We start from the raw sequence: 21998 nt of genomic DNA on the forward strand, positions 1-21998 counted from the left end.
GAAAGATTTTGTGTGGAAAAAAACCGGGAGAATCCAAAGACTCTCCCGGTGAAAAACGCGTATCCGCAGGTTACCGGATCTTGCTGCCGGCGGGAACACCGTCGACAAAGACCACCCGGACATCGTCCTCGCCGGCGTCGGCGGCAAGGATCATTCCCTGGCTTTCCACGCCGCAGAGCTTGGCTGGCTTCAGATTTGAAACCACAACGACCGTGTGCCCGATCAGGTCTTCCGGCTTGTACCACTGCGAAATGCCGGAGGCGACCGTGCGTCCGCCCATGCCGTCATCCAGCGTCAGCTTTAAAAGCTTTTTGGAACGCTTGATCGGTTCGCAGGCCGTTACTTTTGCCGCACGCAGATTCACTTTCGCGAAATCTTCGATTCCGATCTGTGCGATTCCCTCGGGCTGATCCTCCGCTTTCGTTTCCTGCGCGGCTTTTGCGTTTGCCGGGTCGGCAGGATTCGGAATCAGCTTGTTCAGTTCCTCAATCTCTTTGTCCACATCGATGCGGGGGAAGAGGGTCGCCCCTTTTTTAACGACTGCATCGGTTGTAAATACGCCCCAGCTTCCTGCTGATTCATAGGTTACCGTATCGCCGGAAATGCCGAGCTGCTCCTGAATTTTCGGAGAAGTTTCCGGTAAAAACGGAGTGAGCAGAACGGATATGATGCGGAGCGACTCGCACAGATTGTAAAGAACCGCCGCAAGGCGAGCCTTTTGACTTTCGTCTTTGCCCAGCGCCCAGGGCGCCGTTTCGTCGATATATTTGTTCGTGCGCGAAATCAGCTTCCAGATTTCCGCGAGCGCGTTCGAGAACTGGTATTTATTGATCGCCTCGTCGCACTTGCCGCGCAGGGAAAGCGCCATGGCCTTCAGCTCTTCGTCGAGCGGGGCCGCTTCGCGTTCCGCGGGGATCTTCCCGCCGAAATACTTTTCCGCCATCGCGGTCGTGCGGGAAAGCAGGTTCCCCAGGTCGTTCGCAAGGTCGGAGTTGATGCGGCTGATCAGCGCTTCGTTCGTAAACAGGCCGTCGGCGCCGAACGGGATTTCCCGCAGCAGGAAATAGCGGATCGCGTCCACGCCGTAACGGGAGCAGAGAATCATCGGGTCGACCACGTTGCCCTTGCTTTTGCTCATTTTGCTTCCGTCGCCGAACAGAAGCCAGCCGTGGCCGTAAACCTGCTTCGGCAGAGGAAGGTCGAGCGCCATCAGCATTGCCGGCCAGATGATGGTGTGGAACCGGACGATTTCCTTGCCGACGAACTGCACATCCGCGGGCCAATATTTTCGGTAAGCGGAATCGTCGTCCGAGTTGTACCCGAGCGCGGTGATATAGTTGGTCAGCGCGTCCAGCCAGACGTATACCACGTGCTTCGGGTCAAAGGTGACCGGGATGCCCCAGGAAAAGCTGGTGCGGGAGACGCACAGGTCCTCAAGGCCCTGCTTGATAAAGCTGATCATTTCATTTTTGCGGCTTTCCGGCTGGATGAAATCAGGGTGTTCCTCATAGTATTTCAGGAGCGGTTCGGCAAAATTGGACAGGCGGAAGAAATAGGCCTCCTCGCTGACGATTTTCACTTCGCGGCCGCAGTCGGGACACTTGCCGTCTTTGAGCTGCGTCTCGGTCCAGAAAGCCTCGCAGTCCGTGCAGTACCAGCCCTTGTATTCACCCTTGTAAATGTGCCCGCGGTCGTACAGATCCTTGAAAATCTTCTGAACGGCCTTCACGTGGTACTCATCCGTCGTGCGGATAAAGCGGTCGTTTGAGATGTTCAGCAGTTTCCACAGATCTTTAAAAACCTGCGCCATGCGGTCCACATATTGTTTTGGCGTGACGCCTTCCTGCTCCGCTTTTTGTTCAATCTTTAAACCGTGTTCGTCCGTCCCGGTTAAAAACATCACGTCGTACCCCTGCATTCGCTTGTAGCGCGCGATGGCGTCGCTGGCCAGCGTGCAGTAGCTGTGTCCGATATGGGGCTTGCCGGACGGGTAATAGATGGGCGTCGTGATGTAAAAGGTCTTTTTCTCCATTTTTTCAGCCTCCGGGAACTTAATTTTTATTATTATACCATTCTGTGCCATAAAATAAAAGCAATTTCACTTCTTACGGAAAAACGGCGGGTTTCCCCGCCGTCACAAGCCGTTGATCGCGGCGCGCGACCGCAAAAATCAGGTTCCGTCCGAGCTGCTTTCGGACGAGCTGTTTTCGCCGTAGAGAAATTGCCGCAGAACGGTGCAGTTCTTTTCCAGATTGACCGAAACCACTTTCCCGATTCCTTTCACGGAAACGCTGTCGTCAAAGGTATTGGGAGCGGGAATCTGCTGAGTTTCAATTTTGTAGCCGGAAAGCGACGCGCCGACGGACGCAAGGTACAAAAGCTGGCTGTCGCTCAGGTTCGTTTTTACATAATTTAAATAATCGTAAATCAGTTTGTTGGCGTCGATGAGGTTCATGGATTTCATTTTTTGGATCATAAGCTCCACGACCTGCCTCTGCCGCCCCGTGCGGCCGTAGTCGTCATGACCGAATTCGTCGGTCGCGTGGCGGATGCGGGCGTAATAAAGGCAGAGTTTTCCGTTTAGATGGTGGGTGATGGTTTTTTCGCCGGCGGAGGGGTAGGACAGATGGCTTCCCATATTTGCATTCTCCGCCTGGCAGGCCGCTTTGGACATCGGCACGTCCAGCCCGCCCATTTTGTCAATCACGGCGACGAAGTTATTGAAATCGACCGAAATATACTGGTCGATATTGATTCGGTAATTGTTTTCCAGCGTCTGCATGGTCAGGGCGACTCCGCCGTTCGCGTAGGCGACGTTGAGCTTGTTTTTCCCGACGGTCGGAATTTCCAGGTAGGAGTCCCGCAGAAAAGACACCAGCCGGATGCTTTTGGATTTGCTGTCGATGGACATCAGCATGTTGGTGTCCGACCGGCCGTCGGAGCCATCCTCGTTCTCATCCACGCCGAGCAGCAGGATGTTCATGACGCTGTTGTCAGACTTTACGTTCCAGGCCGGGGCGCCGCTCGGCAGCTGCACATAATTCGCCAGCTGCGAGCTGGTTACGTCGGAACGGTCCAGGCGGGAGGAGAGAATGTGGAAATAAATAAATCCGCCGCCGACCGCGGCCAGCGCGACAACGAGGAGCAGAGTGAATAATTTTTTCAGGCAGCCGCCCTTTTTCCGCCGCTTTTTGGCTTGTGTGCCGCGGCGTTTGGGGGAATTGCTGTAGATATCCCGGTCGACCACATTGTAGCGATCGATTTCCTGCGTGTCCCAGGAAACATTTCGGCGCGCCGACGGTCTGCCCGCGGCGTTTCGGCTGGCGCCGGAGCCGGCACGGCGGACGGGACTTCCCATGTTTTGTCTGTTCATACTGCACCTCGCGTTCATTTCAATCAAGCCTACTTATTGTATTGCAAAGAGGAGGGCTTGTCAACGCGGAGCGTTTTCGGCGGCTTTATGAAATTCCTGTGAAGATCGGGCAAAACACTGTATTTTCAATCCGCCGTTTGCTATAATAAAACGAATGGGACGAATGGGAGGGATTGCCATGAAGCATCAGCCGGCGCCGGGAAAACCGCATGCGCTGTTTGTCCGGATTCTTGCCGGAGTCTGCGCGGTTTTGATCGCTGCCTCCGCTTTTTTTCTGGCGTTTTTTTCCTGAAGACCGGTCGTCGCGGCAATGCGGCGGACTTTTTGTTTTATCAGCCGGAGACTCCCAAATTTTGAACATACAGAGGTATCTTTGAATGGATCAGCTGGTTACCACATTGATCAATGCCCTGCGGGGCATTCCCGCTGAACTGATTGTGTTTCTTATTTCTCTTTTGCCGCTGCTGGAGCTCAGGGGCGGCATCCTTGCGGCGGGTTTGCTGCACGTCGGAATGATCCGTGCGTTTTTTATTTGTCTGGCCGGCACGCTGCTGCCCGTCCCTTTTATCCTCCTTTTTTTCCGAAAAATTCTGGACTGGCTGCGCAACACGCGCTTTGTCCGTCTGGTGCGCCGGCTGGAGGACAAGATGAACCGCAAAAGCAAACAGATTGAAAAATACAAGACGTTCGGCCTGCTGCTGTTTGTCGCGATTCCGCTGCCCGGCACCGGCGCGTGGACAGGCTCCGCCGCCGCCGCCCTGATCGGCATGAAGTTCCGGCACGCGCTGATTTCCGTGGTGCTTGGCTGCGTCGTCGCGGATGTGATTATGTGCCTGCTCGCCTACGGCGTTTTGGGCTCGATTCTGTAGGAAAGGAGGGACCCCCATGCAAAAAGCGGATCTTGCGGTTGTCGGGGGAGGGGCCTCCGGCATGGCCGCGGCTTTGGCTGCCGCGCGGGCCGGAGGGCGCGGGACGAGCGTCGCGGTGCTGGAAAAGAACGACCGTGTCGGAAAAAAGCTGCTGCTGACCGGCAACGGCCGCTGCAACCTGACCAACCGCTGCGCGGGAGAAAGCTCCCACTACCACGGGGACGCGGCGGCGCATCGGATTCTGAAAGACTTTTCGCCGGAACAGGCGCTTTTGCTGTTTCAAAAGCTGGGCCTGCTCTGCCGTGAACTGGACGGCGGACGGATTTATCCATACAGTCTGCAGGCGGCGTCCGTTTTGAACGTTCTGCGAAGAAATCTGGACCGCTGCGGTGTTGAGACCGTCTGCGGCTTTGATGTGAAAAGCGTTCGGAAATCAGGCGGCGGATTTTTGGTCTCTTCTCCGCAGGGAGAGTTTTTTGCCCGGCGGGTGATTCTTGCGGCGGGCGGTGCGGCCTGCCCTCGCTCCGGTTCGGACGGCGGCGGCGCCGTGCTGGTGAAAACACTGGGCCACACCGTCGGGCCCCTTTTCCCGTCTTTGGTTCAGATCAAAACGGACCCGGCGCGGGTGCGCCCTTTAAAAGGGGTTCGCTGCCCGGCTGCCGTTTCGTTCCGCGCGGAAGGCAAAATCCTGCGCGCATCCGTCGGGGAAGTCCAGTTTACGGAAGACGCGCTTTCCGGCATCTGTATTTTTGAGCTTTCCCGGTGTGTCGGCGAGGTTCGAAATCCGAAGAATGCGGAAATCCTGCTTGATTTGTTTCCGGAGCATTCGCCGGAAAAGCTGAAAGAGCTGTTGCGGACAGCCTCGGTCGGCGCGGGCGACTGGACCGTTTCGCAGCTTCTGGAGGGCTTCCTGCCCAAAGCGCTGACAATCGAGCTGTCGAAATACGCGCTGGGCGGCGCGTCGACGCCGACCGGCCGGCTTTCGGACGAAACGCTGGACCGGCTGGTTTCGGCGGCGAAAGGCTATGCCTTCCCGGTCAGGGGGACGCTTTCGTGGGACCACGCGCAGGTAACGGCGGGCGGCGTTCCTCTTTCGGAACTGACGGAGCGACTGGAATCGAAAAAGTGCGGGGGACTGTATCTGTGCGGCGAGCTGCTGGATGTCGACGGCGACTGCGGGGGCTATAATCTGCACTGGGCCTGGGCCAGCGGTGTAACCGCCGGAAGGGCCGCCGCAGAATCTTTAAAAGGAGGGTGACGGCAGTTGGAAGGCGAACTCATGATTGACGTACTGATGTTTGTGTTTACGGGGCTGATCCTGCTGGTCGGCTGGCTTGTACGGGACCATCACTCCGGGTACCCGGATACGTTCTGCGGGTATCATGTGGGAGGCATCGCCGCGAAGAGCGGGGAGGCTTGGGAAGATGCGAACCGCTGGTGCGGCGGCGCATTTTTGAAATGCGGGTCGGCCTTCCTCTTTCTGGACGCAGCCGCGGCGCTGACGTTCCGGGTGATGCGGGCGGAGGAGCGGCTTCCGGGCCTTCCCGTCAGCTATCTGATGGCGGCGATATTGGTCCCGACGGCACTGTCCATCGTTTGGACGGAGCGGCGGCTCAAGCAGAAATACAACCCTGACGGCACGTTGAAATAAGGAGAACCTGCGATGAACTGTGCTTATTATGTTGTGGACGCGTTTACGGACCGCGTTTTTCGGGGGAATCCCGCCGGGGTCTGTGTCCTGAGTGAATTTCCGGAGCGGAAGCTCATGCAGAGCATTGCGGCGGAAAACAATCTGTCCGAAACCGCGTTCGTGGTTCGGCGGAACGGGTTTTATGGGAGGCGGCGCAGCATCCGCGCGGGGCGGTTTGCTTGACTGCGAACTGTGCGGGGAGCGTGTGAAAATCGGCGGCAGGGCCGTTTTATACCTGACAGGAGAGATATTAATTTGATTTATCGCATTTCAGAACTTCGTTTGGAGTTGGGCGGGTCGGAGAATGAACTGAAAGCGCAGGCAGCGAAGCGTTTGCGCGTTTCAACAGAAGAAATCCGCTCGATGAGCCTGTGTAAAAAATCCGTAGACGCGCGCAAAAAGAGCGACGTCCATTTCATCTGCACCGTGGAGGCCGACTGTCCGTCGGCCCGAATGCCAAAAGACCGGCGTGTGACAAAGGCCGAACCGTACCGGTACCGTCTGCCGGCTTGTCGTCCTCTGGAACAGCGGCCCGTGGTGGTTGGATTCGGTCCCGCCGGAATGTTTGCCGCGCTGATTCTAGCGCAGGCGGGGCAGCGGCCCGTTGTGCTGGAACGCGGTTCCCGCGTGGAGGAACGGCAGAAGCAGGTTTCCGCTTTCTGGAACAGCGGAATTTTAAATCCGGAGTGCAACGTCCAGTTCGGCGAGGGCGGCGCGGGAACCTTTTCCGACGGAAAGCTGAACACCGGCACGAAGGACCCGCGGATCCGCAAGGTGCTGGAGGAATTTGTCGGCGCGGGTGCCCCGCCGGAAATCCTGTATGAAGCGAAGCCGCATATCGGCACCGATCGGCTGCCGCAGACGGTTCGTGGAATCCGGCAGAAGATTCTCTCCCTAGGCGGCGAAATCCGGTTTGACACACAGATGACCGCTCTGCTGAAAAGGGACGGCCGTGTTTCCGGCGTGGAATTCCGAACAAAGGGCGGCGCGCCGGAGCGGATGGAGACCGGCCGTGTCGTGCTGGCGGTCGGGCACAGCGCGCGGGATACGTTTGAAGAACTGCTCGCCGCCGGTGTCCCGATGGAGCCGAAGCCTTTCGCCGTGGGCGCGCGGATCGAACACCCGCAGAGTCTGATCGACTCCGCGCAGTACGGGGCTGCCGCGGGGCACCCGGCGCTGGGGGCGGCGGATTACAAATTGGCGGTTCATCTGGAAAACGGGCGGGGCGTATACACGTTCTGCATGTGTCCGGGCGGCCAGGTCGTTGCGGCGGCCAGTGAGGGCGGCCGCCTGGTGACAAACGGGATGAGCCGTTTTGCCCGCGACGGGCAAAACGCCAACGCCGCCCTGCTGGTCGGAGTTACCCCAGCGGATTTCGAAGGGGAAGGCCCGCTTGCGGGGGTACAATTTCAGCGCATGCTGGAGGAGGCCGCGTTCCGGCTGGGCGGCGGCGAATACCGCGCCCCCGTTCAGCGGGTGGAGGATTTTCTGGAGCGCCGTGCTTCTTCCCGGCTTGGAGACATTGTTCCGACTTGTCGCCCGGGAGTGACACCCTGCTCCCTGGACAGCTGTCTGCCGCCTTTTCTTGCGGACTCCATGCGCGAAGGAATCCGGCGAATGGACGCCCTTCTGCACGGCTTTGCCATGCCGGACGCGGTTTTGACGGCGGTGGAAAGCCGTTCTTCGTCCCCGGTGCGCATCCTGCGCGGGGACGACGGGCAGTCGCCCGTCCTTTCCGGCTTGTATCCCTGCGGGGAAGGCGCGGGCTACGCGGGCGGCATCGTTTCCGCTGCGGTGGACGGAATCAGATGCGCGGAGCGGGTGCTCGGCGGATAACACAGCAATGGGACTTGCGGAAAAAGGTCGGCGGGGAAATTTCCCCGCCGACCTTTATGCTTTTTCCGGTTCGCCCGGCAGATTCCGGATTCTGCCCATGATCATTTCATCCACGTAGGTCCCGTTCCGGATGGCGGCTTTCCGCTTTGTGCCCTCCACCTCAAACCCCATCTTTTTGTAGAGGCGGATCGCCCGGTCGTTGTCCGTGTAAACGCCGAGCTCGACCCGCACCAGCATCAGCCAGTTGTCCGCCACATCCAGAACGGTTTTCATCAGAGCTTCGCCGATCCCCTGATTCTGATAATCCCTATGTACCATAATGCCAAGCCCGGCGGAGTGGCGCAGCCGCGGGTTTGCGCTGATGTTCAGACCCGCCATGCCGATTATTTTTTCTGTTCCGTTAACCTCCGTTACGGCGACGAATTCATGGCTGTTCGGACCCATTGCCGCAATAAAATCCTCTGTCTTTTGAATCCGTTCGGACGGAAGAGCAAGCATGTTGTAAAAAACCTCCGGCATTCTGCGCATTTCGTTGATTCCCTCGGCGTCTTCCTTCCTTACGGGCCTGATTTCAAAATTCCGCATAAAAATTCCTCCGTTTTATTGCAAAAAGCCCGACAAAATCAGGCTTTTAGTAAACTTACAAACCATTCCGCCTCCGGCATTGGGGCCGAGGGGAAGCAGACGGAATTTTCCGCGGCGTTTTCAATCGCGGAAAAATAGCACAGCGCCAGCGCCATGGAGTCGCCCTGACGGATTTCTCCTATTTTCTGCCCGGCTCTGACAGTCGGGACAAGTTTTTTCGCAAAGTCCATTTCCCGGACCGTTTTCTTCATTTCCTCCGTCAGGTAATCGGCATAGAGAGCCTGCTTCGCAAGCAAAAAGACCTTGGCCGTCGCGGGGGAAACCGCGAAATAAGACAGCGCGCTTTCTGCAATTTGGCGGAAAACTTCAATCGGGCTCAGGGAAAGGCGAAGGTATTCCTCCATCATCCGGATGCCGTCGAGCGCGGTTTTCAGGTGTTCCAAATAGAGCTGTTCCTTTGTGTCGTAATAGTGGAACAGCAATCCGGAGCTGATTCCCAGCGCGCGGGAAATTTCGCGCGTGCTGGTTCCCGTGTAGCCGTGCCGGATAAAGAGGTCCAGACTTTTGTCCAAAATCTCTCGGCGCCTGCCTTCTTTCTGCTTTTGCCGCAGGGTCATTCGCATAGTCCTCCTTCCGGGGTTGGAGATCTTCTTAATATTTGAAACAGCATAGCAGATTTAACAAATCCTGTCAATCCCGGATATTTCTTCAAAATCCTGTGATTTTGAATGACAAATCGAAGATAATTGCAAATTCCTCTTTCTATTAAAAAAAGACTATGCTACAATAATCTTTAAAAAAGAGAAGACGGGAAGTGTTCTTCGTGGAGTTTTCCAAACGGATGCGCCACTTTGAAACCGGTGTTTTTTCCGCGCTGGCGCAAAGGAAACAGGAAAAGCTTGCAAAGGGAGAAGCGGTGGTCGATTTCAGCATCGGGTCGCCGAATATTCCACCGGCTCAGCACATTATTGACGCCCTGGCAGAGGGAGTCAAAGACAGAAGCAAGTACGAATATGCCATTACCGACAGTTCGGAATTGCGGCGGGCCGTCTGCGTCTGGTACCGCAGAAGATACGGGGTGGAGCTGGACGCGGAAACGGAGGTTGTGTCGCTGCTGGGTTCGCAGGACGGGCTGGCGCATCTCTCGCTTGCCGTTGTGGACCCGGGCGACCTTGTGCTGGTGCCGGACCCCGGGTACCCGATTTTCGGGGACGGGCCGCTTCTGGCGGGCGCCGAGCTGTACCGCATGCCGCAGGAAGAGAAAAACGGGTGGATCATCGACCTGAAAGCCGTGCCGGAGCAGATCGCCCGCCGCGCCAGGTTCATGATCGTTTCCTATCCGAACAATCCCGTGACCAGCATCGCGCCGCCTTCCTTTTACCGGGAGCTGGTGGATTTCGCGAAGACCTATGAGATTATTGTTTTGCACGACAATGCGTACAGCGAGCTGGCGTTCGACGGGGCAAAGTGCGGCAGCTTTTTGCAGACTGCCGGAGCGAAGGATGTCGGAATCGAATTTAACTCGCTTTCCAAAACCTATGGTCTGGCCGGAGCCAGAATCGGCTTTGCTCTTGGCAACCGGGAAGTGATTTCAGCCCTGAAAGCGCTGAAATCCAACTTGGACTACGGGATGTTCCTTCCGATACAAAAAGCCGCGGCGGCGGCCTTGACCGGACCGCAGGACTGTGTGGAGCAGACGCGCGCGGCTTACGAGCAAAGAAGGAATGTGCTGGTGGAGGGATTGAACGCGATTGGCTGGAACATAAAAAAACCTGCGGCGACCATGTTTGTCTGGGCAAAGATTCCTTTGCCTTACACCGACAGCGTCGTGTTCGTAAAAGAACTTTTTCAAAAGACCGGAGTCCTGGTAACGCCCGGTTCGGCGTTTGGGCCGTCCGGCGAGGGATATGTCCGCATGGCGCTGGTACGGAGCGAAGAAGAGATGCGTGAAGCGATCCGTGCGATCGAACAGAGCGGAATCCTGAAGAATTCCTGATTCAGAAGACAAATCAAAACGGCCGGAGCAACCGCTTCGGCCGTTTTTTGTCTAGGGGCGAATGACGAGCCCCAGATAACGGGAAAGCTCGCACGCCTGCAAAGTAGTGACGACGGCGCCGCGCAGCTCCGGGCCGGAAACCGCGAGACCGTCGATCTCATCGCTGGTCAAATCGATTCCGGCAAGCGGCGTGTGCAGAAACTCGGCTTTTTGCAGGCCGCAGTTTGAAAACGTAACGCCTTTCAGCGCGCAGTCCTCCAGATCCCCGCTCTCCATCCCGCAGTCCAGAAATCTCGTTTGTTTCAGCTTCGAGCTTGCCAGACTGACCCAGTCCGCCTTGCATCCCCGAAACACAACGTGTTCCCACAGCGTGCGGGAAAAATCCGCGCCGACCAGTTTGCAGTTTTTAAACTCGACGCGGCGGAACAGGCTTTCGGACAGGGTCGCGTTTGAAAAATCACACGATTCGAATACAACGTCGATAAAAGACAGCTTTTCCGCCCGGCACCCCGTGAAGCGGCAGCCTGAAAACCGGCACTCGCGAAAATCGACGCCGGCAAATTCGGTGCCCGCGGCGGATTGCCCGGAAAAGTACAATCCGGAACAGGCCGATTCTTCCAGAGAGGCCATTAAGATCATCTGTGCCATATTTTCCGCGGCGGTTGTCGAGTCCGGCAAATTCGGGGAATCCGGTTTCATTTCTAAAGCTTCCTTTCCTGATAGAACTTGTTTCAGTTTAGCAGAAGCCATCGGCAGTGTAAAGAGCACTCGATCATAAATTGCCGCTGATAGCTCATACTAAGCGGTGAAAAGGGAGGGATGCTTTTTGTTTCCCGAAAAAGTTTATTACGAACCGGACGCGCTGTCCTATGACTTGGGGAAAATGCTGAGGGAAAAGTTCGGCGGGTCGCCGTGGATTCCGATCGAAAGCCATAATAAAATAGACGAGCTGAGAACACAGCCGAATTCCGCGTTCAGGGATCTGAAACGGCTTTTGATCGTCGGGGTCAGGAAAACGCATCGATACGTCCCGAATACCAAAACCTCCGATTTTCTGGTTCCGTACACATCCTCCGGGTGCAGCGCGTCCTGCCTGTACTGCTATCTGGTTTGCAATTACAATAAATGCGCGTACCTGCGCCTCTTTGTCAACCGGGAGGAAATGCTGGACAAACTGGAAAAAACAGCCCGGAAGTCGGAACGCGAGCTTACGTTTGAAATCGGAAGCAACAGCGACCTTGTGCTGGAAAACACAATCACGCATAATCTGGAGTGGACCATAGAGCGATTTGCCTCTCAGGAAAAGGGCTTCCTTACTTTCCCGACAAAATTCAATATGGTCGGGCCTCTTTTGCCGCTTGAACACCGCGGACGGGTGGTGTTCCGGATGAGCGTGAATCCGCAGGAAATCATTCGGACGATTGAGCTGGGAACTTCACCGCTGGAACAGCGCGTGGAAGCTCTGAACCAAATGGCTGAAGCGGGATACCGCGTCGGAATGCTGATCGCGCCGATTCTCCTGGTTGAAAACTGGAAGCCGCAGTATCTGGAGCTTCTGGATTTTCTGGAAGCGAAACTTTCCGACCGGGTGAAGCGCAGCGTTGGGATTGAAGTGATTTTTATGACTTACAGCTATGTTCACCGCGCCATCAATTCCGAGGCGTTTCCCAAGGGCTCCGACCTGTATGACCCCGAGAGGATGACGGGACGGGGCAGAGGAAAGTACTGTTATCGTCCGGACGTCAGAAACGAAGCGGAAGCTTTTTTAAGGCGGGAAATAGAGAAGCGGTTCGGGGCAAAGTCGATCCTTTATATTGTTTGAAGCTTCCGATCCGGTTAGACCGGTTTGAAAAACCGGGACGTTATTTCAGGAATCTCGAACGGGAATTCTCAAAATATCTCGAAAAGGGATTGACAATCTCAAATGATTTGGTATAATAAATCTTGCTGTTGCAAACAAGATTTTGCGGAATTGTGTAAAGGTAGCACGACAGACTCTGACTCTGTTTGTGAGGGTTCGAATCCTTCTTCCGCAGCCAGGCTCCATTTTCGGGGCCGTTTTTCGAGGTGTGGCTCAGCTTGGTAGAGCGCTACGTTCGGGACGTAGAGGCCGCTGGTTCGAATCCAGTCACCTCGACCAACTATGAAAATGAGGGCAAAGCTAAATGCTTTTGCCCTTGTTATCATAAAATCAAGTGTTCAGCTCGTGAGCATTTGATTTTATGATAACCTCCCACCTTGAAACCGGCAGGAGATTACCACAAACTTATATATTACAAAATTGCATTAGGAACATCGTGTTCCCAGCCTTTCATTCGTCGAGGCCTGCCCAATGCGGTGAGGCGTTCAAGGCAGAAGTATCATTATCACTTACCGGGATCATCGCACGACATGCAGTTAGTCGCAACAGCGCCTGTGTCTGCTTTGCGTTTTCTGGTGTTTCCGCCCCCGGCAAGAAACGTTTTTGTAATTTCCCCAATCGGTGAGAACGGTTGGTAGAAATATTTTCAAAGTGCGCCAACCTCGCGCAACTGGCTTTTTAAGGTCAGAGACAAGAGGTACACAGTGCTTTTCACTGTGGATTGTGTTTAGTGGAAAAAGAAAGCCTGCACCCTCAGTAGCCAATAAGGGTACAGACTTGAATCTATCCGAAAAACGCGGTATAATAAACCACGCATAATCGGCATTCACAAGTCATATGGGTCTTAGGTACCCTTATGGCGCATGGGGACTAATCATTGTCGAGATGGTTAATCCTCTGTGGATGCTGTTTTTTTGTCCACATACAGGAATTATATACCAGCTTTCGGAAAAAAGCAAGTCTAAATTTCAGAGCAAAAAATGAATTAAATCCAATTCCGCTTTTTACTCTTTCTTTTAATCTCATTTATGTATCTATTATTTTTATGTGTTGATCTTTGGTACTTTTTTAAAAAATATAATACGGAGCTGAAAGATAAACTCTTCAAATTGATCAATTATATCTTCAAAGCTATCTGATAACCATTCTAAAATATTGGGCAGCCAAAACGCAATTACGCCGGCTCCTAAAATACCAGCACTGAATAGTTTTTCTCCCGTGTAAGCAAACCTGTCGTGTATAATAATATAGGCTAGGCCAATAGCACCTCCTACTGCGATAATCCACGATAAAAGCCGCGAAATTTGAGTCATCAAGTTTAGCATTAATAGTACAACTTTTAATATTGGAATGAGCGGTGCTAAAATTATACGAACTAAAACCAATAAGAATTTAGTAATAAGATTATGTCGCATAAATCTTAGCTTTACATATGTTTGGTGTGCTTCTACCTGTTTCCCATGTTCATGGATCATTTTTTCAATATGTCTCAATTTTTCAGCATAAGACCCTCCATATGAATCTTCTGAATTCTCGTCAAAAGCTTCATCTTCCGCACTATCTGAACATTCAACATTTGTAGTGTTGAAGTTTTTATTACTTTCATCATATTCTTTCCGTTTACTTGTATCATTTAATGTCTCATATGCCTCTTGAATCAATCTAAAAAAAGCCGCAGCATTTGGAGCATCATTAACATCTGGATGATATTTTTTTGCTAATGCTCTATAAGATGCCTTTATCTGCTCTTGTGTAGCATTTTCATCAATTCCTAAGATTTCGTAGTAATCCATAATTAGCTCTCCCTTTGCTACTATGTATATTACGACAATTTTAGCACTATATTTAGTAATTAGCAATATGATAAAAGCGGAACCGGTTCCGCTTTTTGCCATGCAGACTATTTGCATGGCTTTTTTTATTTCCCCTAAAATTCCCATTGATATTTCAGAACACTTGTTCTATACTAATACAAGAACATGTGTTTGGGAGTGGAAATTTGGAACGGGTCATTCTTCACAGCGACTGCAACAGCTTTTATGCCTCCGTGGAATGCCTGCACCGACCGGAGATCAGGGAAAAGCCGGTCGCGGTCGGCGGCGACGTCGAGCAGCGGCACGGGATTATCCTGACGAAAAACCAGATCGCGAAACGGTATCATGTCAAGACCGGAGAAGCCCTTTGGCAGGCAAGGCAGAAATGCCCGGATCTTGTCATTGTGCCGCCGAACTACGAACTGTATATGCGCTTTTCGCAAATGGCCCGCCGGATTTATCGGGACTATACCGATCTTGTCGAGCCGTTCGGTTTGGATGAGGCCTGGCTGGATGTGACCGCTGATTCCCGGGGCCGCGACGGGATGACGATTGCGGAAGAGATCCGCGGCCGGATCAAAAACGAGTTGGGGATCACCGTGAGCATCGGGGTATCGTATAACAAAATCTTTGCGAAGCTCGGCAGCGACTACAAAAAGCCCGATGCGATTACCCGGGTAGGAAAGGATAATTACCGTGAGATCGCGTGGCCCCTCCCTTGCTCCGACCTTTTGTACGTCGGCAGAGCGACGAAACGAAAGCTGGAGCGTTACGGAATCCACACGATCGGAGATTTGGCCAACACGCCGGAGCGAACGCTGCGCGGCTGGTTCGGCAAATGGGGTGAGGTTCTTTCTTGCTTTGCGAACGGCCTGGACTGCTCCCCTGTGGCGCGGTACGGCAATCAGCCGACGGTCAAATCCGTCGGCAACAGTACAACTACTCCCCGTGATCTCAAGAACGACGAGGACGTCAAGATCATCCTCTATGTGCTGGCCGGCAGCGTCGCGCGCCGCCTGCGGGAACAGGGCTTCAAGGGGAGGACGGTCTGTATCAGTGTCCGGGACAATCAGCTGTTCAGCTTCACCCGACAGCATACGCTGGGTTCCTACACCAATATCACCTCCGAGATTTCCGACGCGGGCCTTGGATTGTTCCGAAAGCATTACCGATGGGAACGGCCGATCCGGAGCATCGGAATCAGCATGGCGGATTTAGTACCGGATACGGTTCCGTCCCAGGCCAACCTGTACCGGGATGAGGCAGGCCGGGAACGGCTGGAGCATCTGGACCGCGCGGTGGACTGGCTGAAGAACAGGTTCGGGAGTTTTGCGGTGCAGCCCGCGGTTCTGCTGACGGACCGGCAGCTCTCCGGCTTTGATCCGAAGAAGGACCACACGATTCATCCGGTCGGTTACTTTTAAGGGGGGATCTGAATGTCCTGTAAACGATATGTCGATGTGATCGCCCGCTTTTACGAGGACGGCAGGCTGCTCCCTCTCGCGATCTGGTGGGCGGACGGAGTGATGTATGAAATCGACCGGGTGCTGGATGTGCGCCCCGCCGCGTCGCTCAAGGCAGGCGGCGCAGGAATCCGTTACACCTGCCGGATTCAGGGTCGGGAAAAGTACCTCTGGCGGGAGCAGGACCGGTGGTTTGTCGAAGCAAAACAAAACGCGGGGTGAAAAAACATGTGCGGCAGATACGTTCTGTTCAGCGACCCGGATCTGAAAGAGATCCGTTTCTCCATGCAGGATGTTCACGACCGGATGCCGATTGTTCTTGACGGAAATGGAAGAAACCGATGGCTGGAAGACGCGCAGAGCGCCATGGAGCTGCTGAACCGGGTGCCGCCTGAGCTGGCGAGAGTCCCGGTGTAAAGACGAATAGAAAAGAGTAACGGACGCTTCCGGGATAAAAGCCGGAGGCGTCCGTTTTTATGAAAAGCGGAACTGGTTCCGCTTTTTTATGTTTTTCTTAGCATATTTCATTGAATTTACTGTTTTGAGAGAATATAATGGTGGAAGAAAGTATTTGCTGGAGCCGCTAACTATCCTTGACCCTTCGTGTTATAGCAATAATGCGAAGTTAGGCTATAAGCGGATTTTAACAATTATAGGAGTTCGACCAGCAAGCGACGGTGGCACTGCCACGTTCTTAATTCAACTGTTTTTGACACAACATAAATCGTATAGTATCTTTACGTTTTTGGTGGGACTAAATTTCTATGGAGGCGGAAGAAATTGGATTATACCAAAATTAATAAATACATTACAACGCAACTAGGGGAAAACAAAGCATATATTTTTTTAATGAAAGTAAAAGATTTGCTACCTATTTATTATGTTGCGGTTAGAGGTCGCGACGACGTTCCTGGTGCTGTACAGCGTGTTTTAAGTAAAAGGCGGATTGCTTCCATCAAGAGTTTCATTTTAGAAGGAAATATGTTTTTTAATAGTTTCATCATAAACTGGGTTAATCAAAACTATCCTGTATATATCGAAAATAATAGTCTGCTGATTCCGCAAATTTCAGCTGGTGCCCAGGTTATTGATGGTCAACATCGTTTAGAAGGATTAAAACAAGCTTGTGAAGAACGCCCGGAAATTGGTGAACAGTCCATAATAGTTATATTAACTCAAAATCTAACAACTCCTGAAGCAGCACGCATTTTTTTGAACATAAACACAGAGCAAAAACCAGTTCCTGCTAGTCTTGTATATGATCTGTTTGGTGAAGTGAAAGATAAAAATTATTATATTGTTCGCGCAACAGATATTGCAACAAAACTTCATGAAGATCCAGCATCCCCATATTATCAATGCATAAAATTACCAGGTTCTTCACAAGGCGTTGGAAAAGTTGACTTATCAGCAATGGTCAATGCATTAAAGCAATTCACTACTGACCAGGGGATTTTTAATGAATACAATATTAGTGATTTTGAATCACAATATAAAGTTATCAGCAACTTTTTCAATGTACTTCGTTCTTACTATGAGAAGGAGGGTTCCTGGCTAAAAAGCAGTAATCCATTTATGGCCAATTCAGGATGCTATGCTGGGATAGAGTTCTTATGCAAAGACCTCATTCCAAAATGCGCTGAAAGGAAGTCATTTGAGCAGGCGACAATACAGAAGTTAGTACCACTGGATAAAACAGACTTACTTTATAAGGACGAGTTAAAAAACAAGCAAGGTAGAGAACAAAGAAATATTGTTTATCAATATTTGAAATCTGTTTTACTAAAGGATGTGCCTATGCAAGGTGAGTATAAGTTTTAATAGAAACCGAGCTCAAGTCCTATTTGAGCGATTCATTGGCGTATCATCACCTGAGGAATTAAAAGAAAACCGCAATAATTTCAAGTGTCATGTTCTATCAAGTGACGAGGCAACATTGCTAAAAGATGCACTTGATAAAGATGCCGTCGATTTCTTTTACAATGGGATATTAAGTTTTTCTGAAGGTATTGACGCTGTATTTCAGAAACGATTTTCATGGGCCACAGTAGAATTATATTATTCAGTTTATTATCTCATCAGAGCATCTCTAGCAACAAAGAATATTGCTATTCTAAGGTGCTTCAGTATGTATCGTTTGCCTGCACGAGCCGGTGAAAAGCCATATGGAACCGGAAATAAGAAGTATAATACAACCCATGAGGGGACTATAAATCATTATCAAGATGTTTTTTCGCTTTCAGATAAACTATTATCAAATAATATTGAAGACAACGATGCATATGAGTGGATGATGAATGCACGAGAAATAGTAAACTATAGATGCACATCATTTTTGGAACCGGATTGTTTGGAGATATGGGATTATTTTTCTCAATGTGTTAATGATGGAACTTTAGCGACTACTTTATCCAATTTAGAAAAAGATCCTTATGTAATGTGTTTTCAAGAGGAATATGCTGTTGTTGCAATCCCTATTAAACGAATGCAAGAAACAATAGCCGATATGGTAACGTATGGACTAATAGGGAATTTAGAAGATCAGCGTGAACTATTTGCAAAATCTGTTATTGACTATGACAGACGTTCCTTATCTATACTTTCACAGGTTTTTACTTAAGAGTTAGGATGCAATATGTGAATTAGTAGTTATTGCAGGATTTGATAATAATTAATGTTTCATATGAATACAATTAATATCAATAAAGCCAGTAGATTGGAAGGGAGATTTTAGCATGAATGTTCAAAATCTTCCGAGCACAGGAGATCGGCTATTTTTAATGCACAGGGAAGTAATTGTGACTAATGTTTATCCCATATTTAGACTCGTTAAGATCCACTATTTAAAAGAGTCATTTGAGTTTTTTGTGGATGTCAGTGCAGTGACCACAGAGCCCAATTATACAAATTCTATATCAATAGAAATACTTACGTGAGGAGGAATAGTGGTGAGCAACATTTTGACCCTTATTGATGGATACATGACCGGGGACGCATGGGAAGAGCTATGTGTACAATGCTACCGAATGCGGTACCAGAGTGATCATTATACTTCTATTCCAGCGGTACAGAGTGGCGATGCAGGAATAGAAGGATTCACTCGAAGCGGAGTTGTTCATCAATGCTATTGCCCAGAACGTGATTATTCAGACAACGAGCTTTATACTCATTTGAGGGACAAACTAACAACGGATATTGATAAGCTAATGAAAAACGCAGACAGATTTAACCAGCTTGGAGTTCCCCCCGTAGTTGAATGGCATTTAGATATCCCTGAGTATCGTGACTCTCGAATTTTAATCCATGCTAAAACCAAGCAACAAGAGGTACTTACTGCCAAAAAAGGCGCGCCTTCCAAATATAAACATATTGCTAATAATTTTCAAATTATCATTAAGATTGCTGATGACTTCACACCGGAAATCAGCCGAATAATTAGGACGAATCTTACCAATATGAAACTTAATCTTGCTATTCAACATACTGACGACTGGACAACCTGTGATTCTCAAAAAGTTAAGAACATCCGTCGTAAAATTAAAGCTGTCATGCATATTAATGACGACTCAAACCAAGCGCTAAATTCAGTAGTTAACATATATATCGGTTTCTATATAAGTGGCATAGAAACTATGAACCGATTACGTGTTGGATTTCCTGAAATTTATGGAGATGTATTCGAGCTTGAGCAGAGCTATAAAAGAGATGTTTCCATCAAGACACTTATGAACACAGACCACACAATGAATAAAACGGTTTTTGATGGTATACTAGACGAGTTTCAAGCTAAATTGGAACATGACTTTTCCCAAATGCTTACAATTGCTTCAATTGGTGAGCTAAAGCAGGATATGGTTGCAAGTTGGCTCGCTGATTGTTCTATGGAGTTTAGGAGTGAATAATTATGGAAAACAATCCCCTACTACCAACTGATATTGTATTTAACGCAAAGCCGGATGCTGTGCCATATAACTATCGGATTAGTTACAAGGTCTCTCAACTTTGTCTTATTATGCGTATATGTGGTTGGGGAGATACCTGTTCATTAATTAAGCTACATATGATATCATTTGCATTAATATCGCATGATAACATGGTCAAACTCATTAAATTTGCTACTGGAACTGGTATTGCGCCCATAGTGCGTTTTGACCCAGCTGTGAACAAAGCACTTACATTTGCTATTGCATATGGCTTTGTTGAGCAACAAAAAGCTGGAAGCTATAAACTAACTAAACGTGGCAGGCAACTCGCCGATCAAATAAGGCTTGTTAGTAATCTTATGACTACAGAGATAGACGATTTAACTACCCTCGCGAAGAAACTCACTGAATCCAAGGTTGGAGAACTCGTGGATATGTGGAGGGACAGATGTGCTGAAAATTAACAGGCTGCGAGTAGAAATAAACACAGCAAACGGCATTTTTGGAATTGACAAAACTTTTTACAGTGGATTGAATTTTATAGCAAGTCTTGAAAACACTTGTGGCAAAAGCTCTATTCTTGCAGCCATCTACTATTGCCTTGGCCTTGAACAAATTCTAGGAGGTGTTGGCGGAATAGGGAGCAAAGTACTAACGTCGGCTTTCAAAAGCACTATTGATGATAATGGAAAATCGTGGAATGTCACTGAATCGGGAGCTTACCTCGAAATTACAAATGGCAACGAGGTAGTAACTATTTATAGGAATATAAAGGCTGAAAATAAAGACAATCGTTTGGTAACAGTTTATTATGGCACCTACGATGAAATTGGTGATTCTAAAACTCAATCAGCAGATTATTATGTTAATATCCAATATGCAGCAACTGGCCAAAAAGGATTTCATACATTTTTGGAAAACTTCCTCCATCTAGAACTTCCACTTGTTCGATCTTCGGACGGTAATGAGCGTAAACTATACCTGCAAATTATTTTCGCATCCATGTTTATTGAACAAAAACATGGATGGTCAGATATTCTGTCAGGTATGCCAATATTTGGTATACGCGAATCCAAGAAACGAGTCATAGAGTTTATTCTCGGGCTTGATACACTTAAAAACGAGAAAGAACGGGATAGGTTAAATGCGGTTAAGTCACAAATTGAATACGAATGGAAACAACTGGTCTCTCAAATACAACGGACAGTATACGCTGAAACCTGCAATATTCTGAATCTTCCTATGTGTCCCAGAGTCCTGACAGAAAAAGATTGTTCACGAATAACTATTACTACAAACAGCACAAACGAAATTTCCGAAGAAATTGACCAACTCCAAAAAGAATATGCTGGATTACGCCAACTAAAGCCTAAGGTCCTTGATAACTTTGAAGCACTTAATAAAGAACTCTCAGCGACGGAAATGGTTATCCCCGAAATTGAGGCGGATGTGCATACCATTGCGAAAAGGCTTGCTAGTGTAAGCCAAGCTGTTGTAAGGTTGAAATCTGATTTGGAAATCGTAAACTCGGACATACGCAATAATGAAGATGCTGCGCGGTTGCAAAAATTCGGTTCTGAAGCCACTGATGGTGAATTGTTTGTAGACATCTGCCCCACTTGTAAACAGCATATTCAAGACAATTTGTTGTTGCCAGGCGCAGAAGCCGGTTTTATGGGTATTGAAGAAAACATCCGTCATCTCAAAGAGCAGAGGAAGATGCTTGAGTTTTCTCTGAATAGTCGTAAGAATACTTATGATGGACTTCAGCGTAACAAACAGCAACTTGAATCTAGACTTCAAACTCTTCGACGTTTAGCACAAACACTTCGCTCTGATCTTAACACTACAACAGATTCAGAAGCTTCGGAAACTATCATGCTAAAAAGAATAGAAAAATCTAGTCGCATTGAGCATCTGCAAAAATTGCAAAGTGTTGTTGCCTCCATGATTGGACAGCTTCAAGGGCTTTCAAAGCAATGGAACATTTATCTCGATCAAAAGGCGAAATTACCAAGCCATGCTATTTCTGATTCGGACAACGAAAAGATTGAACTACTAAAGACACGCTTTAATAATAACTTGAAACGTTACCATTACAGTAGTCTATCAAGTTTTAATGGCATTGATATTTCAAGAGAATCGCTACTGCCAACCATCGACGGTTTTGATATGAAGTTTGACTCATCAGCAAGTGATGGTATTAGAGTGATATGGGCGTTTACTATGGCACTTTTGCAAGTGTCCATTGAAAAGAACGGAAATCATCCTTGCTTAGTTATTTTTGACGAACCTGCACAGCAAAGCATTGTACCTGATGATATGGAAAGCTTCATAAAATCTGCTGCTGAGCTAGGAAAATCATGTCAAATTATAACGGCTATTACACTCAATAGCCAAGAACTGATTGGGATTATTAATGGACTTAATAATGATTCATACCATAAGATTAATATTTCAGGAAAAGCATTCAAATTGCTTAGTTAATAAATGACATTAAAGTCTAGCACGAGGAACGAGATTAAGAGAGTACACGACGTAAATACGGACAAGAAGTACTTAGGTAGCAAGGATAACCGCCATTGATG

Annotated in this window: 20 protein-coding genes, 2 tRNA genes and 1 pseudogene; 17 read left to right on the forward strand and 6 right to left on the reverse strand. The window is 49.7% G+C overall.

The features are described 5' to 3' along the window. Positions 1–70 precede the first annotated feature (70 nt). Both metG and CAFE_RS03975 read right to left on the reverse strand, forming a co-directional pair. Entirely contained in the window at positions 71–2032 is a 1962-nt protein-coding gene (gene metG, locus CAFE_RS03970) for a methionine--tRNA ligase (protein WP_156989856.1), read from the reverse strand. A 138-nt stretch (positions 2033–2170) separates the two neighbouring features. Next, positions 2171–3373, reverse strand: coding sequence for an LCP family protein (locus tag CAFE_RS03975; protein WP_166525058.1), 1203 nt, complete (start codon positions 3371–3373; stop codon positions 2171–2173). A 377-nt stretch (positions 3374–3750) separates the two neighbouring features. On the opposite strand from CAFE_RS03975, the gene CAFE_RS03980 reads away from it, so the two are divergent. From CAFE_RS03980 to CAFE_RS04000, 5 genes and pseudogenes are all read left to right on the forward strand, one after another. Next, the gene (locus CAFE_RS03980) at positions 3751–4242 is read left to right on the forward strand and encodes a COG2426 family protein (RefSeq protein ID WP_066642120.1); all 492 of its coding nucleotides are present in this window, start codon (positions 3751–3753) and stop codon (positions 4240–4242) included. A 16-nt stretch (positions 4243–4258) separates the two neighbouring features. Further along, the gene (locus CAFE_RS03985; RefSeq protein ID WP_156989857.1) at positions 4259–5500 is read left to right on the forward strand and encodes a BaiN/RdsA family NAD(P)/FAD-dependent oxidoreductase; all 1242 of its coding nucleotides are present in this window, start codon (positions 4259–4261) and stop codon (positions 5498–5500) included. A 6-nt stretch (positions 5501–5506) separates the two neighbouring features. Beyond that, positions 5507–5893, forward strand: a complete 387-nt coding sequence (locus tag CAFE_RS03990; RefSeq protein WP_156989858.1) for a hypothetical protein — start codon at positions 5507–5509, stop codon at positions 5891–5893. A gap of 12 nt (positions 5894–5905) precedes the next feature. Continuing rightward, positions 5906–6085 (forward strand): annotated as a pseudogene (locus CAFE_RS03995) (PhzF family phenazine biosynthesis protein); the annotation flags it as partial. 105 nt (positions 6086–6190) lie between these two features. Next, positions 6191–7768: an NAD(P)/FAD-dependent oxidoreductase gene (locus CAFE_RS04000; protein WP_413814419.1), complete on the forward strand. Its 1578-nt coding sequence runs from the start codon at positions 6191–6193 to the stop codon at positions 7766–7768. Positions 7769–7822: 54 nt separating this feature from the next. Here the strand turns inward: CAFE_RS04000 and CAFE_RS04005 are convergent, their stop codons facing one another. Both CAFE_RS04005 and CAFE_RS04010 read right to left on the reverse strand, forming a co-directional pair. Further along, positions 7823–8353 (reverse strand): GNAT family N-acetyltransferase, encoded by a 531-nt coding sequence (locus tag CAFE_RS04005; RefSeq protein WP_156989860.1) that lies wholly within the window; start codon positions 8351–8353, stop codon positions 7823–7825. Positions 8354–8391: 38 nt separating this feature from the next. Beyond that, the gene (locus CAFE_RS04010; RefSeq protein WP_166525059.1) at positions 8392–8970 is read right to left on the reverse strand and encodes a TetR/AcrR family transcriptional regulator; all 579 of its coding nucleotides are present in this window, start codon (positions 8968–8970) and stop codon (positions 8392–8394) included. 206 nt (positions 8971–9176) lie between these two features. On the opposite strand from CAFE_RS04010, the gene CAFE_RS04015 reads away from it, so the two are divergent. Then, positions 9177–10349: an aminotransferase class I/II-fold pyridoxal phosphate-dependent enzyme gene (locus tag CAFE_RS04015; RefSeq protein WP_330593849.1), complete on the forward strand. Its 1173-nt coding sequence runs from the start codon at positions 9177–9179 to the stop codon at positions 10347–10349. Positions 10350–10400: 51 nt separating this feature from the next. Here the strand turns inward: CAFE_RS04015 and CAFE_RS04020 are convergent, their stop codons facing one another. After that, positions 10401–11048, reverse strand: a complete 648-nt coding sequence (locus CAFE_RS04020) for a pentapeptide repeat-containing protein (RefSeq protein WP_066642139.1) — start codon at positions 11046–11048, stop codon at positions 10401–10403. A gap of 127 nt (positions 11049–11175) precedes the next feature. Here CAFE_RS04020 and CAFE_RS04025 point away from each other — a divergent pair, with 127 nt between their 5' ends. The 3 genes from CAFE_RS04025 to CAFE_RS04035 all read left to right on the forward strand — a co-directional run bounded on the left by CAFE_RS04025 (position 11176) and on the right by CAFE_RS04035 (position 12489). Then, on the forward strand, positions 11176–12171 hold the full coding sequence (locus tag CAFE_RS04025; RefSeq protein WP_156989862.1) for an SPL family radical SAM protein: 996 nt from the start codon (positions 11176–11178) through the stop codon (positions 12169–12171). 143 nt (positions 12172–12314) lie between these two features. After that, a tRNA-Gln gene (locus CAFE_RS04030) sits at positions 12315–12388 on the forward strand. A 24-nt stretch (positions 12389–12412) separates the two neighbouring features. Next, a tRNA-Pro gene (locus CAFE_RS04035) sits at positions 12413–12489 on the forward strand. A 764-nt stretch (positions 12490–13253) separates the two neighbouring features. Here the strand turns inward: CAFE_RS04035 and CAFE_RS04040 are convergent. Further along, positions 13254–14003: a DnaJ domain-containing protein gene (locus CAFE_RS04040; RefSeq protein WP_156989863.1), complete on the reverse strand. Its 750-nt coding sequence runs from the start codon at positions 14001–14003 to the stop codon at positions 13254–13256. Positions 14004–14209: 206 nt separating this feature from the next. On the opposite strand from CAFE_RS04040, the gene dinB reads away from it, so the two are divergent. The 8 genes from dinB (at position 14210) to CAFE_RS04080 (ending at position 21897) form a co-directional block, all read left to right on the forward strand. Further along, a complete protein-coding gene (dinB, locus tag CAFE_RS04045; RefSeq protein WP_156989864.1) occupies positions 14210–15448 on the forward strand; it encodes a DNA polymerase IV in 1239 nt (412 codons plus the stop codon). A gap of 12 nt (positions 15449–15460) precedes the next feature. Further along, positions 15461–15709, forward strand: coding sequence for a hypothetical protein (locus CAFE_RS04050; protein ID WP_156989865.1), 249 nt, complete (start codon positions 15461–15463; stop codon positions 15707–15709). 6 nt (positions 15710–15715) lie between these two features. Beyond that, a complete protein-coding gene (locus tag CAFE_RS04055; RefSeq protein ID WP_156989866.1) occupies positions 15716–15904 on the forward strand; it encodes a hypothetical protein in 189 nt (62 codons plus the stop codon). Between the two features lie 363 nt (positions 15905–16267). Then, complete coding sequence (locus CAFE_RS04060) at positions 16268–17308, forward strand: DGQHR domain-containing protein (protein WP_156989867.1); 1041 nt, start codon at positions 16268–16270, stop codon at positions 17306–17308. Then, positions 17292–18107, forward strand: a complete 816-nt coding sequence (locus CAFE_RS04065) for a hypothetical protein (protein WP_156989868.1) — start codon at positions 17292–17294, stop codon at positions 18105–18107. The genes CAFE_RS04060 and CAFE_RS04065 overlap by 17 nt, the downstream gene beginning before the upstream one ends. A gap of 328 nt (positions 18108–18435) precedes the next feature. After that, positions 18436–19389: a hypothetical protein gene (locus CAFE_RS04070; protein ID WP_330593850.1), complete on the forward strand. Its 954-nt coding sequence runs from the start codon at positions 18436–18438 to the stop codon at positions 19387–19389. A gap of 2 nt (positions 19390–19391) precedes the next feature. Continuing rightward, complete coding sequence (locus CAFE_RS04075; RefSeq protein ID WP_156989869.1) at positions 19392–19874, forward strand: helix-turn-helix domain-containing protein; 483 nt, start codon at positions 19392–19394, stop codon at positions 19872–19874. Beyond that, positions 19861–21897, forward strand: a complete 2037-nt coding sequence (locus CAFE_RS04080; protein WP_156989870.1) for a hypothetical protein — start codon at positions 19861–19863, stop codon at positions 21895–21897. The genes CAFE_RS04075 and CAFE_RS04080 overlap by 14 nt, the downstream gene beginning before the upstream one ends. Positions 21898–21998: the final 101 nt, after the last annotated feature.

The sequence above is a fragment of the Caproicibacter fermentans genome (assembly GCF_009746625.1).
GTDB lineage: Bacteria > Bacillota > Clostridia > Oscillospirales > Acutalibacteraceae > Caproicibacter > Caproicibacter fermentans.